The organism is Mycobacterium interjectum (genome assembly GCF_900078675.2).
GTDB lineage: Bacteria > Actinomycetota > Actinomycetes > Mycobacteriales > Mycobacteriaceae > Mycobacterium > Mycobacterium interjectum.
On the sequence record NZ_LT546237.1, the window covers coordinates 2452712 to 2466091 of the forward strand.

At 64.9% G+C, this 13380-nt stretch carries 14 protein-coding genes, 1 tRNA gene and 1 pseudogene; 13 read left to right on the forward strand and 3 right to left on the reverse strand.

Translation table 11 applies throughout. The features are described from left to right. Positions 1-134: 134 nt before the first annotated feature. Positions 135-1373, forward strand: coding sequence for a GNAT family N-acetyltransferase (locus tag BN4348_RS46100; protein WP_066914341.1), 1239 nt, complete (start codon positions 135-137; stop codon positions 1371-1373). A gap of 112 nt (positions 1374-1485) precedes the next feature. Then, positions 1486-1558: transfer RNA gene (locus BN4348_RS46105), tRNA-Lys, on the forward strand. A 73-nt stretch (positions 1559-1631) separates the two neighbouring features. Here the strand turns inward: BN4348_RS46105 and BN4348_RS46110 are convergent. Then, positions 1632-4568: an MMPL/RND family transporter gene (locus BN4348_RS46110; RefSeq protein WP_066914343.1), complete on the reverse strand. Its 2937-nt coding sequence runs from the start codon at positions 4566-4568 to the stop codon at positions 1632-1634. Beyond that, a complete protein-coding gene (locus BN4348_RS46115; protein WP_211145735.1) occupies positions 4565-4987 on the reverse strand; it encodes an MmpS family transport accessory protein in 423 nt (140 codons plus the stop codon). The genes BN4348_RS46110 and BN4348_RS46115 overlap by 4 nt, the downstream gene beginning before the upstream one ends. Before the next feature lie 516 nt (positions 4988-5503). Here BN4348_RS46115 and BN4348_RS46120 point away from each other — a divergent pair. Then, positions 5504-5722, forward strand: coding sequence for a ferric uptake regulation protein (locus BN4348_RS46120; RefSeq protein WP_066914418.1), 219 nt, complete (start codon positions 5504-5506; stop codon positions 5720-5722). Between the two features lie 176 nt (positions 5723-5898). Further along, on the forward strand, positions 5899-7659 hold the full coding sequence (locus BN4348_RS46125; RefSeq protein ID WP_066914347.1) for a DUF3556 domain-containing protein: 1761 nt from the start codon (positions 5899-5901) through the stop codon (positions 7657-7659). Here the strand turns inward: BN4348_RS46125 and BN4348_RS46130 are convergent. Next, positions 7646-7873, reverse strand: coding sequence for a DUF3618 domain-containing protein (locus BN4348_RS46130; protein ID WP_066914420.1), 228 nt, complete (start codon positions 7871-7873; stop codon positions 7646-7648). The genes BN4348_RS46125 and BN4348_RS46130 overlap by 14 nt on opposite strands. A 94-nt stretch (positions 7874-7967) precedes the next feature. Between BN4348_RS46130 and bcp (BN4348_RS46135) the strand changes: the two are divergent. The 9 genes and pseudogenes from bcp (BN4348_RS46135) to BN4348_RS46175 all read left to right on the forward strand — a co-directional run. Further along, a pseudogene (gene bcp, locus BN4348_RS46135) lies at positions 7968-8333 on the forward strand (thioredoxin-dependent thiol peroxidase); the annotation flags it as partial. A gap of 41 nt (positions 8334-8374) precedes the next feature. After that, positions 8375-9031 (forward strand): hypothetical protein, encoded by a 657-nt coding sequence (locus BN4348_RS46140; protein ID WP_142308721.1) that lies wholly within the window; start codon positions 8375-8377, stop codon positions 9029-9031. Then, a complete protein-coding gene (gene bcp, locus BN4348_RS46145) occupies positions 9028-9501 on the forward strand; it encodes a thioredoxin-dependent thiol peroxidase (RefSeq protein ID WP_066914352.1) in 474 nt (157 codons plus the stop codon). The genes BN4348_RS46140 and bcp (BN4348_RS46145) overlap by 4 nt, the downstream gene beginning before the upstream one ends. 240 nt (positions 9502-9741) lie before the next feature. Beyond that, the gene (locus BN4348_RS46150; protein WP_160040488.1) at positions 9742-9900 is read left to right on the forward strand and encodes a helix-turn-helix domain-containing protein; all 159 of its coding nucleotides are present in this window, start codon (positions 9742-9744) and stop codon (positions 9898-9900) included. A 220-nt stretch (positions 9901-10120) separates the two neighbouring features. Next, on the forward strand, positions 10121-10666 hold the full coding sequence (locus tag BN4348_RS46155) for a hypothetical protein (protein WP_066914354.1): 546 nt from the start codon (positions 10121-10123) through the stop codon (positions 10664-10666). 340 nt (positions 10667-11006) lie between these two features. Then, positions 11007-11198: a hypothetical protein gene (locus BN4348_RS46160; protein ID WP_066914356.1), complete on the forward strand. Its 192-nt coding sequence runs from the start codon at positions 11007-11009 to the stop codon at positions 11196-11198. Between the two features lie 225 nt (positions 11199-11423). Beyond that, positions 11424-11666: a hypothetical protein gene (locus BN4348_RS46165; protein ID WP_066914358.1), complete on the forward strand. Its 243-nt coding sequence runs from the start codon at positions 11424-11426 to the stop codon at positions 11664-11666. 59 nt (positions 11667-11725) lie between these two features. Next, on the forward strand, positions 11726-12064 hold the full coding sequence (locus tag BN4348_RS60065) for a hypothetical protein (RefSeq protein ID WP_066914360.1): 339 nt from the start codon (positions 11726-11728) through the stop codon (positions 12062-12064). After that, positions 12061-13263, forward strand: a complete 1203-nt coding sequence (locus tag BN4348_RS46175; RefSeq protein ID WP_084454263.1) for a phage major capsid family protein — start codon at positions 12061-12063, stop codon at positions 13261-13263. The genes BN4348_RS60065 and BN4348_RS46175 overlap by 4 nt, the downstream gene beginning before the upstream one ends. The last annotated feature ends 117 nt before the right edge of the window (positions 13264-13380 follow it).

Consider the following 13380-nt stretch of genomic DNA (forward strand, 5'->3'; position numbering starts at 1 on the left):
CCCACGTCGCCGGGCTCACCAGGGCAAAGTTTGGCGATCCGACACCCGGGTATCGAAACCAAAACGGCGCTTCAGCAGGTGGATTCGGCGCGCCCGGCGCCGCCGGGCTGCGCCAACGGCGGATTGGATGAGCGATGAACACGACGGACGACGCCATCACGATCAGACATCCAACCGAAAACGACTGGCAGGCGGTCTACGAGAAGCAGGCTCGCACGTTTGGGGATCCGGTGGACCCGCGCGCCGTGGAAGCCTGGAAACGCCGGGTCGAACTCGAGGACATCCTGGTCGCCGAGGACGTTTCCGACCCGCAGCATCCGGCCCTGGTGGGAACGTCCATCATCTATCGGGCGCGGCTCACCGTGCCCGGCGGTGGCAGCCTACGGGCCGCGTGGCTGACGATGATCGCGGTCGCGTCGACGCATCAGGGAACCGGGATATGGGCGCAGCTCAGCGCCCAGGGCCTGGGCAAGCTGCTGGAGCGCGGCTACCCGATCGTCTGTGGCGTCCCGACCCAGGCCGCGATGTACGACGGCTTCGGCGCCGGCGTGGCGAGCTACACGCACTCCTACTGCATCGACCGCCGCTTCGCGAAGCTGCGCGACGCTCCGAGTGGGAACCGGGCGCGCGAAGTCAACGCCGACGAGGCAAGGCGCCTCCTACCCGACATCTACCAACGATGGTGCGCGGCAACCAGCGGCGCGGTGCAGCGCGACGAGGCGTGGTGGGCCGACTTTTTGGAGGACAGGCCCACGCAGCGAGGCAGTGGATCCGCGCTGAATTTCACCGTCCATCCGGACGGCTTCCTGGCGTACCGCGTCATCGGCGCGGGTAAACACGCGTTTCGGCCGCCGTTCGGCTCCCTGCTCGTGGAGGACTTTTTCGCCATCACCGACGAGGCCCACAGCGAACTGCTGCAGACCCTGCTGGCGTTGGAAATGTTCGACAACATCGAGATCGACGTGCCGGTCGACGATCCGCTGCCGCTCAAGCTGCGTGACCAGCGCGCCGCGCAAACGACCGGGATGAGTGATTTCCTGTGGGTCCGGATCAACGACGTGCCCGAGGTCCTCGGCGCGCGGGTGTACGCGGCCGACACCGACGTAGTGCTCGGCGTCACGGACCCGCTCAACCTCGCCGGCGGACGGTTCCTGCTCCAGACCCGTGACGGCACGGGCAAGTGCACCCCGCACGACGGGCCCGCGGACGTCGAAATCGGTCTGGCCGAATTGGCGACGCTCTACATGGGCGCGCACCGCGCTGCCCAACTCTTACGGGCCGGTCGCATCACCGAACTGCGCCCCGGCGCGCTGCGCGACCTGGATACCGCCTTCGCGACCGAACGGGCGCCCTACTGCGGGACGCTTTTTTGATAGCCCCGTACAGAAATCGCTCGTCGCTCGACAGCTACTCTGGAAGACATCGGGATTTCGCTCCGCGGCAAGGCGCCTGTTATTGTCGCGTACGCGGTCTCGGCCGTACACGGCGCCGTTAGCTCAGTTGGTAGAGCAGCTGACTCTTAATCAGCGGGTCCGGGGTTCGAAACCCTGACGGCGCACTCACAGCTGAATGGGTGCACTTCACCGCCGCGCCACGACCTGTAATCGGCGGGCGGCGTCCTGTGCCGGTTGCTACGTCTGCGGGCCCGGGCCGACCGCGTGTCGCGGCTGGTGGAGCAGTGCACGAACCAGTGGGCGCGGTCCGACGGAGCGAAGCATCTGGCTGGCTGGGCGGACCCGTACCCGCTTGGGCCACCAGAACCAGCGGCCCATCACTGTCATGATCGAGGGCGTGATGAGCGATCGCACGACGAAGGTGTCGAACATCAGGCCGAGCCCGATCGTGGTGCCGAACTGGCCGATCGCCCGCAGATCGCTGGTGATCATCGTGGCCATGGTGACCGCGAACACCAGACCGGCGGCGGTCACCACCGGGCCGGTGAGACCCATGCCGCGGATCAGTCCCGTTTTCAGGCCCGCCCCGATCTCCTCCTCGATTCGCGACACCAGCATCAGGTTGTAATCCGATCCCACGGCCAAGAGTACGATTAACGCGAATTCGGTTGCGACCCAGTGCAACTGGAAGTGAAGCAGGTGCTGCCAGATCAGTGTCGAGAACCCGAAGGCGGCTCCCAGCGACATCACGATCGTGCCGACGATCACGCCCGCAGCGACCAAGGCGCGGGTGACGATCACCATGATGATGAAGATGAGCACGATCGAGGCCACTGCTGCGATCAGCAGGTCGTACTTAGCGCCGTTGGCGATGTCGTAAAACGTTGCGGCCGTGCCGCCGAGGTAGATGTCGGCGTTTTGCAGCGAGGTGAGTTTCAGTGCCTCCTTGGCCGCATTGCGCTCCTTATCGACCGACGAGATCCCTTCCGTCGTCGCCGGATCCACCGAGTGAGTGATGATGAAGCGAGCCGCCTTGCCATCCGGCGACACCATCAAGCTCAACCCCAGTTGGAAGTCGGGGTTCTGGAAGATCTCGGGCGGCAGGTAGAACAGGCTCTCGATCTGAGAGTCGTTGAAGGACTTGCCCATCACGGCGTTCGTGTCGGTCAGTCGGTCGAACTGATCGACCAGGTTGTCGAACGTGCTGTAGATGGTCAGAGTCGTATCGCGTATCGCCTTTGTGACGGCGATATTCTCAGGGATGATCGCCAGCAATTCGCGCGTCGCTGTAGCCGTGTGGTTGAGGTCGCCGGTGAGAGCGTGAAACTTTTCGGCCAGTTGATCGAAACCGTCGAGGGCGTCGAACAGGCTTCGTAGCGACCAGCAAATGGGGATGTCGTAGCAGTGCCTCTCCCAGTAGAAATAACTGCGAATCGGTCTCCAGAAGTCGTCGAAATCCGCGATGTGGTCCCGGATTTGGTCCGTGATGGCCGCCGTCTCCCCCGTCGTTTTCGAGCTGTCGTCCGCGGCGTCCGCGAGTTTCTGGGTCACCGCGTACTGGCGCTCCAACAGGGTGATCTGGGTGTCGAGGAAGCCGGTGATCCTCTTGATGTCGGCGACGCGGTCCTTGAGGTAGTTCAGGTTGCTGCGGATCGGTGCGGTTTGCACACTGAGCTGGAACGGAACAGAACCATCTTGAATCGGCGGCCCAAGAGGTCTGGTGATGCTCTGCACCCGTTCGATGCCGGGCACCCGGAAGATGGCTCCGGCAATCTTGTCCAGGACCAGCATGTCGGTGGGATTGCGCAGATCGTGGTCCGATTCGATCATCAACAGGTCTGGGTTCAGCCGGGCCTGGGTGAAGTGTCGATCGGCCGCGTCGTAGGCCTGGACCGAGGACGCACTCTTCGGGAGGTAATACAGGTCGTTGTAGCGCGGGTTGAAGCCCGACAATCCCAGGGCGCCGACCATCGCCAGGATGACGGAGGTGGCCAGGATGGGTGCCGGCCAGCGCACGATGGCCGTCGCCAGGCGGCGCCACCGGGTGTAGTTGAACTTTCGCTTCGGATCGAATAGACCGAAGCCGCTCGCGAACGCGATCAGCGCCGGTGTAAGGGTCACCCCGGCGGCCACCACCACCAGCAGACCGATTGCGCACGGATACGCCAGCGAACTGAAGTAGGGCAGCCGAGTGAAATGCAGACAGGCCAGCGCCCCGACGATCGTCAAACCCGAACCTAGGACGACCTTGGTGACCCCGGCGAAGGTGTCGTAGTAGGCGGCTTCGCGGTCCAGCCCCCGCTCGCGACCCTCCTGGTAGCGGCCCACCATGAAGATCGCGTAGTCGGTCCCGGCCGCGATGGCCAGCGCCGTCAGCAGGTTGACGGCGAACGTCGACAACCCCATGATCCCGGTGTCGCCCAGCAGCGCCACCACGCCCCGGCCGGTGGCCAGGCCGACGAACAGAATTACCATCGTCAGCAGCACGGTGCCGATGGACCGATAGACGAACATCAGCATGATCGCGATGATGATGATCGTGATGATCGTCATCTTGAATAGGCTCGCGTTGCCGACCACGATCGTGTCGTCGGTCAGGGCTCCCTGACCCGCGACGTAGGCCTTCACCCCCGGCGGTGGCTTCGAGTCCGCGACGATCTTGCGCACCGAGTCAACCGACTTGTCGCCGACGGCCCCGCCCTGGTCGCCGCGCAGGTTGACCTGGACGTAGGCGGACTTGTGGTCGTAGCTCTCGACACCTGAGGCCGTAAACCGCTGCCCCCAGAAGTTGAGCGCATGCTCGACGTGTTTGGTGTCCTGCTTCAGCTTTCTGACCAGATCGTCGTAATACCGATGTGCATCCCGGTCGAGAGGTTTCTCACCGACGAGGGTCACCAGGACGAGGTTGTCGGAGTCGTACTCCTTGAATTTTTCCCCGATGTGCTTCATCCCGGTCACCGAAGGCGCGTCGGATGGCGAGAGCGGCACCGAGACGTCCTCGGCAACCTTCTCCAACTGGGGGACGAAGACGTTGACGCCGACCGCGATCAGCAGCCAGACCAGGATGATCGGCAGCGCGAGGACGCGCACGGTGTGGGCGACTCGCGGTTTACGCTGGGCTTCGGTGCGCTGCGGGACGGGGATTTCGTCCGTGTCGCTGGTGTTGTCGGTCACGCCGATTTGTCCAAGCAGGAGACCTGCGCGTCGCGCGTGTTGACCTGTTGTTGATCGACCAATTTGCCGTCGACGGTGATCCGGCAGCCAATGGCGGGGGCGTCACCTTGGGCGACGACATAAGCGAAGATGCCGGGCATCTCGGCGACGATTGTCTGCGACCATGGCAACGTGGTGAAGTTGGCCTTCTGCGGTTGTGCGTCCGCATCCATCCAGTTGACGACGCCGGTCGTCCCGGGCGGTCCCAGGATTTCGTAGATGGCGGTCTTGGCCGCGTACGGCGGGGTGGCATCCCGGGGATCGGGCTTAGGCAGCCCGGGTCCCGGGAAGACGCCGTTGAGTCGGTCCACCGCAACGCCGCCGATGATCAGTGCCACGATGACCACCAGCGGAACCCATGCCCGCTTGAGAAGCGTCAACACCGTCCCCCCGACTAGGAATGTGCGACGAACCTAGGGTAACGGAGCGAGTCTCGTCGCGCTTGCCGTCGCTAGCCAACGCCATGACTGCCGAGTTAATTCCTGCGGTGCGCGGTCGCCTCGGCGCCGCGCGTCGGCCCCAGCCGCGACTGCACCATTCGTGTACTCACGCGCGTGGACCGCACTGAACAACGCTCGGCAGCGCGATACGCACGACCGCATTGTAGGGCGAAAGCCCCCGGAGACGATTGTTCGAGTCGGAGACATGGAAGCGTTATGCACTACAAGCGATTTCGCTGCGAGGCTTCGATTTGCTTTCCGCTGACCTCATGCCCATCAACCTCGTTGAGATGACCGCGCGGTCGCGTCGAACTGTGGCGATGGCGAGGGCCGCAACGACTGAATTAGTTTTATAAGTTAATTAACTCATGGGCGGAGATGTCTTGCGAGATGTCGGTTGTTCAAACGGTCTGAAACCTGCACCGATTCAGAGCCATGGCGCGTACCCTGACCGACATGGCTACCAAGACCAAGGTCAAGACCTGCGTGCATTGCGGCCACACGTTCGATCCGAACGACCGACGGCGTGATCTGTCCGATCCGGACTGGCTTCCGGCCGCATCAATTTATTGTTCGCATGAATGCAGTGACCGGTTCCATTGCGATTTGGCACATTCCTGCTCGACCCACGTGAAAGAAAAGGCTCGTCGCGAAGCCGCCAAGGCCGCGCGATAATCCGTCCTTCCACCAAATCTGTAGACGCGCCAATTCCTGTGACGAATTGGCTATTCGAGGCGTAATTGCTGCAAGCGGGAGGTCCGGGGTCCGTAACCCTGACGGCGCACCGATCCCATATGCCCCCGCGATAGCGGCCCCTGCCGGTAGTTTCTTCTGCGTCGAAGGAGCTGCACATGGGGTTGATCCGTCCCAACTTGCCTGTCGTCGACGTGGCCGAGTGGAGCAAACGGCCGCGCGCCGAGCGGATCGTGCCGATGGCGCGCCACATCGCCGAGAACGGGTTCGGCACCCCGCTGGTGATGCACCTGATGTACGGCGTCAAGATCGCGCTGTACGTTCTTGGCGGCTGGCTGTTCGCATGGTCGACGAAGGGCATCGGCGGCTTCACCGACGTGGGAGCGTGGTGGTCGGAGCCCATCGTGTTCCAGAAGGCCGTCCTCTACACCATGCTGTTCGAGGTCGTCGGCCTCGGTTGCTGTTTCGGGCCGCTGGCGGGGCGCTACTTCCCGCCGATGGGCTCGATCCTGTACTGGCTGCGGCCCGGCACCATCCGGTTGCCACCGTGGCCGGACCGGGTCCCGCTGACCAAGGGCCACGACCGAACCCCGTTCGACGCGTTGCTCTACGGCGCCCTGCTGGTGCTGCTCGTCGTCGCGCTGGTTTCCGACGGCGCCGGCCCGATCCCGGCCCTGGGCACGGCAATTGGCGTGCTGCCGCGGTGGCAGACCGTCGCGGTCCTGGCCGTTCTCGCGGTGATCAGCCTGCGCGACAAGGTGATCTTCCTCGCCGCGCGCGGCGAGGTGTACGGGCCGCTGGCGCTGGTGTTCCTGTTCTCCGGGGCGGACATCGTCGTCGGGGCCAAGTTCGTCTTCATGGTGATCTGGCTGGGCGCCGCGACTTCCAAGCTCACCCGGCACTTCCCGTTCGTCATCTCCACGATGCTGGCGAACAACCCCTTCATCCCCAGCGGATTTCTCAAGCGGTCGCTGTTCAAGCGCTATCCGGATGACTTGCGGCCCAGCGTATTAGCGGGCGTCATCGCCCACTTCTCGACCGCGGTGGAGGGGCTGGTGCCGCTGGTGCTGTTCTTCTGCCACGGCGGCTGGCCGACTGCCATCGCCGCGTTCGTGATGATCGTGTTTCACCTCAACATCCTGCTGGCATTCCCGATGGGCGTGCCGCTGGAATGGAACGTGTTCATGATCTTCGGGGTTCTATCCCTCTTCGTCGCCCACGCGCAGCTGGGGCTGTCGAGCGTCGACAACCCACTGCCCGTAGCCATTCTGTTCGTGGTGCTCGCCGGCACCGTCGTCGTCGGAAACCTGTACCCGCGCAAGGTTTCCTTCCTGCCCGGCATGCGGTACTACGCCGGCAACTGGGACACCACGCTGTGGTGCGTCAAGCCCTCGGCCGACGACAAATTCCGCGTCGGATCCCGGGCGCTGGGGCCGATGCAGCACCTGCAACTCGAGCGGCTCTACGGGTCGCAGGAAGAAACCCTGGTCCCGCTGCACCTGGCCATGGCGTTCCGCGGGATGAACACCCACGGGCGTGCGCTGTTCACCCTCGTGCATCGTGCGCTGGCGGGCTATGACGAGGACGACTACAACGTCTGCGAGGGCGAAGTGCTCTGCTCGATGGTGCTGGGATGGAACTTCGGCGACGGGCACATGCACAACGAGGGCCTCATCGAGGCGCTACAGCAACGCTGCGGGTTCGAGCCGGGTGACGTGCGGGTGGTGATCCTCGACGCGCAGCCCATCCACCGCCAGCGGCAGGAGTACCGGCTCGTCGACCCGGCGACCGGCGAGTTCGAGCGCGGCTACATCGACGTCGACGACATGGTCACCACCCAGCCCTGGGCCGACGACCTCCCCGTGCATGTCGCAAGCGCCGCCGCGGTCGACAGGGCTCGAAAGGTCAGCGGTCCCTGACCCGGCGCACCACCACGATCACCACGACCGACGAGATCCCGACCAGCGACGCGATCACCACGGGCTTCTTCACGAATTCGACCGCCCGCGCCCGCAGGTCGTCGGCGAGGCGGCGAGGGTTGGCGCGCTCGGCGAGCGAATCGACGGTGGCCGCCAGCTGGTCGCGGGCGACGTCGATGTCCCGCTTGATGGCCTCGGGGTCCCGGTCCGCCACGTGTCTGTCCTCCAAGTCCGCCTATGCACCTGAGGCACTACCCTAGATCAGCCGGCGATAGCCCCGACGCGGCGGTGAACAGAAAGGACGCACCTTGACCGAGACCACGCGGCTCGCCCCCGGCGACAAAGCGCCCCCCTTCAGCCTGCCCGACGCCGACGGCAACAAGGTGTCACTGGCCGACTACAAGGGGCGCCGCGTCATCGTGTACTTCTACCCGGCCGCCTCCACGCCCGGATGCACCAAACAGGCCTGCGACTTTCGCGATAACCTCCGCGACCTCAACGACGCCGGCGTCGACGTGGTCGGCATCTCCCCCGACAAGCCCGAGAAGCTGGCCAAGTTCCGTGACGCCGAGCAGCTGACGTTCCCACTGTTGTCCGATCCCGACCGCAAGGTGCTCACGGCCTGGGGCGCCTACGGCGAGAAGCAGATGTACGGCAAGACCGTCACCGGGGTGTGGTGTGGGCTAATACCTACGTACTCGAAAGGACCATTGCGATGACCCATGGCGGGCCGGCACATCTGACGTTGCATGTAGCAAGCAAACACGTCGAAGACCTGACAACGACATTTGGTTGGGTCACCGAGACGATGGCCGACCTGGACTACCTGTACAACATCCTTGCTATCCCGGACCTAGTTCAGCAAGGGCGGCTAGCGAGTTCCAGCCTAGTAATGTTCAACGACTCATTAATGCAGTCAGGATTCGCCGTTCCACCCCAGACCATTAATTCGGCCATCCGCCGATTGGTTCCGTCAACCGAGCAGCCTCAGCTTGAGACGCTGCAAGTCGGGATGTCGTTCACTATCAAATTCACCGGGTTAGCGAAGGTTATCGATGCTCTTGCAAGGATCTTTGATCCTGCACGTCGAGCCGCTCAGAACGCAGCAGATCGCCATCGGGAAAGAATGAACCGTTTAGAGGAAGAGGACAGGCGGACCGAGGTCTTCTCGCGGCAGTTGGAAGTCATCGAACGATATATTGACGACCCGCGCTTCGATGCCGTTGTGAGAGCGGGCCTGGGGTTCGATCGCCCCTTAGCGGCGTTGAAAGACAACATGGTTCACGCGGCCGGGCCAATGATCGCGGACCTTGAGAGAAACGAAATTGACGTCATCGACGTGGAAGTGATTGACGAAGAGGAGTCGAATTGACCGAGACCACGCGGCTTGCGCCGGGCGATAAGGCGCCCGCCTTCAGCCTGCCCGACGCCGACGGCAACAAGGTGTCGCTGGCCGACTACAAGGGACGCCGCGTCGTCGTCTACTTTTACCCGGCCGCCTCGACACCAGGTTGCACCAAGCAGGCCTGCGACTTCCGCGACAGCCTGGCCGAACTCAACGAAGCCGGGATCGACGTCGTCGGCATCTCCCCCGACAAGCCGGAGAAGCTCGCGAAGTTCCGCGACGCGGAGGGCCTGACGTTCCCCCTGCTTTCCGACCCGGAGCGCAAGGTGCTTACGGCCTACGGGGCGTTCGGCGAGAAGAAAATGTACGGGAAAACCGTTCAGGGAGTTATTCGTTCGAGCTTTGTGGTGGACGACAAGGGGAAGATCGAGCTCGCTCAGTACAACGTGAAGGCGACTGGGCACGTGGCCAAGTTGCGCCGCGAGTTGTCGGCCTAGGCAGTAGGACCCACACCGACCCCAACCACACCCGAGTGTGGTGTCCCCCAACAGGTTTCAACGAAGCGGTGAGGCGCGGAACGGGTAGACACAACCGCTAGCAGTACTCTAGAGTCAGCAGCGCGCATCTAGCGCACTAGGCGACACGGGAGTTTGCCCCGTGCGATCTGGTCGGAAAGTTCCACTCCGCCACGTCGAAGGACGCCTATGTACGCTCAACCGAAATCCCAAGCCTCCGCTGTGCTTTCCGCCGAGCAACTCGCCGAACGCTGGGATGTCAAGCCCAGCACCATCTGCCGCCGCTGCAAAGACGGGACCATCCCTGCCTTCCGAATCGGCCGCACCTGGCGCATCCTCATCGCCGATATCGAGGCCATCGAAGCCAACGGCCGGCCGTGAGACTCGACGCCAGCAGCGAGGCGTGGCTGGCGCGGCTGCTCACAGACCCGCCCCCGCTGTCCCAGCAGCAGCAGGATCTGATCGCGGCCTGCTTCGCGGGCGCACTCCGAATGACAAAAAAGGTCCCCCGCCGGGAGAACGACGGAGGACCTGAACGCAGCCGTTGCCAGGGAGCGTCACCCGAGAGTGTCGCACGCCCCGCCGACAGGGGGCGGCGCTGATGCCGTGGTTCAACGTCGATGACAAAGCCCACTCCGACGCTCGCTTCCGCCAGGTCGGCCTCGACGGCTTCGGCCTATTCGCCGCCGCAGGCGCGTACAGCATGGACGAACTCACAGACGGATTCGTGCCGCACTGGTTCGTCACAAGCTGGCAGGGCGGCACCCGTGCCGCGAAGAAAATCGTCGCCGCCGGACTCTGGGCACCCACCCAACACGACGGGCTCAAGGGCTACCAGTTCGTCGAGTGGAAAGAGGCGCTGACCAGGAAGTACGTGCTCGCGGCACGCGCCAAAGACCGCCAGCGCAAGCAGGCAGCAGCAGCCACAGATTCCACCCTGGAATCCACCCCGGAATCCACCGAGGAAACCCACAAGGAAACCCCTAGGGAATTACTTGGCGCGCGCCAACAACCAACAACCAACAACCAACAAACCAACGAAAAGCCCGCTTCTTCTCCTGGCCGTTTTTCTAAGTCCGGTAGGTCACCCGCGCAGGCGCGCGCGTGGCGTGGGGCCGGTCCCGATCCGTATGAGGAATACCGGTGAGCACCTACGGCGGTGTGCATCGTAGGCTCGCGCGAGTCCGCGGCCCCGCCCGCGCCAGGGCGTGCGTTGACTGCGGCGCGCCCGCTGCCGAGTGGAGCTACACGGGTGACTGTCCCCGCGAGGTGTTCGACGGCAAACGGCGCTTCTCCACGGACCTTCGCCGGTTTGTCGCCCGCTGTCGCAGCTGCCATAGGCGCTATGACCGGGCGGCGAGATACCGGCCACCCCGGCCGCGACGCGCCCCGGCATCAGCCTGCGTGCTGTGTGGTCGGCCTGTCTTGTGCGGCCAGCGGGACCGCGCCGGTCGGCCGTGTCATTTCAGCTGCCAGGGAGGCCCGCCATGACCGCCGCGACCTGCCCGGTCTGCCTCGGCCTGTTCGCGCCGCTCAAGGGCGGCCACGCGCTGTGCCCCGCCCACCGCGCCGCGCGCCTGCGGGCTCTCGCCGAACGCACCAGCTTGCTCGATGGCTCGACGGCCACCGCGACCGCCGACGAGGAACCCTGCCAGCCTCCACCGGCCGAGCCGCGGTGACATGCCCGTCGCGCTGGTCTGCACGCGGGGGGAAAGCCGCCATCGAACCCACGTCAGCGAGACCACGTTCTGGGGGACGTGGGAGGAAGCCCTGGACGCACACCGCGAACTCTCCCCTTGTCATCACCGCGATTGCGTTTTGGATCACCTGCTCGTCGGCCGGGATGCGGCCGGCCGCATCCGTGTCATCCGCCCACCCCACCCAACCCCGAGAGGAACCCCCGAATGACCGACCTCACCCCCGAGCAGCGGGCCCCACTGATCCTGGTGCAGCGGGCCGCCGCCGCCTGGATTCGTGAAGATGGCGAGCAGCTGCTGCTGATCGACAACGAGATCGGCGCCAACCCCGCCTTTTGGCGCACGATCGCGCTGGCGGCGGTCGCCGAGTACGCCGAGCAGGTTCGGGAGCGCCTCGGCGATGACGCGCACGCCTGGCTGCTGCGCCGCATCGACCACGACCTGCGATAGACCGACCGTCTCGGCGTGTCGCGCGCCCACCGCAGCGGTCACGCGTTACCGTTCGCGTCATGACCTGCCCGTGTGGTGCCCCGCTGTCGGGCCGCCAGCGCGCCTTTTGCAGCGCGGCGTGCAAGCAGCGCGCGCATCGGGCCACGCTCCGAGAGCGTCAGGAGCGCCTCGCCGTTGACCTGGAGCGCCAGGGCAAGGCCGAAGTGACGTTCGTCGTTGACGTACCGGCCGTGCTGGCCCTCGGCGTCTGGGCCGATAGGAGAGGCCTGACGCTCGATGAAGCTCTCCGCCAGGCGCTCCGCGAATGGCTGATGGCTCAGGCTGCCACGATCCGCGTGCCGCATGAGCCGTCCGCCGCTGAGCGCGCACACCCCATCACCGAGAGGACCAATCGATGAACGGCGGACTGGACGTTGTATTGGAGCGGCTGACCCGCGCCCGTGACCTCGCGCAGGCCGAAGGGCAGGCGATCACGCAGCGGGTGCAGGCCGAGGGCCGCACCCAGCTCACCGCCCAGGAGGCGGCCGAGATCGCGAGCCTTACCGAGACCCGCAAGGCCCTCGACGAGCGGATCGTGGAGACGCGCAGCGAGTTGGCCCGCTCCGGGGCCGACAACCCGGCGGTGCAGCGGCTGATGGCCGCCACCGCCATGGGCAACACCGCCGCCTCCACCCAGGACTGGGCGCGGCGCACCGCCCAGCAGATCGCCGGGGTAGGCCGGGAGCAGCGCGCGATTTCGACTGGCACGCTTGACGTTCCAAGTTTGGTCTTGCCCTCGGTGACTGAAATCCCTTGGCCCACAAGGTTAATCGACTTATTCTCTAACCGGGTCGGCAGCGATTCGAACGCCGTCGAGTATTACCGGGAGTCGGCGACGGACCGCGACAACCAAGCGACCGTCGTCGCCGACCTGGCCAGTAAGCCCGTGTCGACGTTCACCGTCGAGCCGGTCACCGACCGCTGCCGGGTCATCGCGCACGTCTCCGAACCCGTCCCCGTCCGCCTGCTCCAAGACGTCCCCGCCCTACAGTCGTGGCTCGCGTCGACCATGGCCCAAGGCGTTCTGGCGGGCCTGGAAAATCAGGCTATCTGGGGCCTCGGCACGGGCGAGGAGATGACCGGTTTGTGGGCGACCCCCGGCATCACCACCGTCTCGTACTCCACCGACAAGGTCACCAGCCTGCGGAAGGGCCTCACCGCCCTGCAGAAACTGGGCGAGGTGCCCAACGGCGTGTGTCTCAATCCTGACGACGCCGAGGCGATCGACCTCACCCGCTCAGGGAACGACGGCCCGTTCTTGACCGGCGGTTTCGAGTACGACAGGGGCAACGGCTTCGGAACGTCGGACCAGATCTTCGGCCCGTCCAACCAGATCCGCCGCGTTGTGTCACCCAGCGTCCCGTCCGGCTGGGCGATCCTCGCCGACTGGCGCCAGCTGAAACTCTTCGTCCGCGAAGGCATGTCGATCATGCTCAACTTCTGGTCCGAGGATCTTTTCACCAAGAACGCGTACATCGTTCGCGCTGAGATGCGGGGCCTGGTGGCCTTCACCCGCCCGCAAGCGTTCGCGATGATCAGCCTCCACTCGGGCTCGTGACAACTGGCCGGCCGCTGCCCGACTACGACGAGGAGCTCGAGTTCGTCGAGATCGAGGACTGCGCCGAGCGCATGGCGATCAGCGTCGAGGAGCTGCGCGCCCTGATCCGGCGCGGCG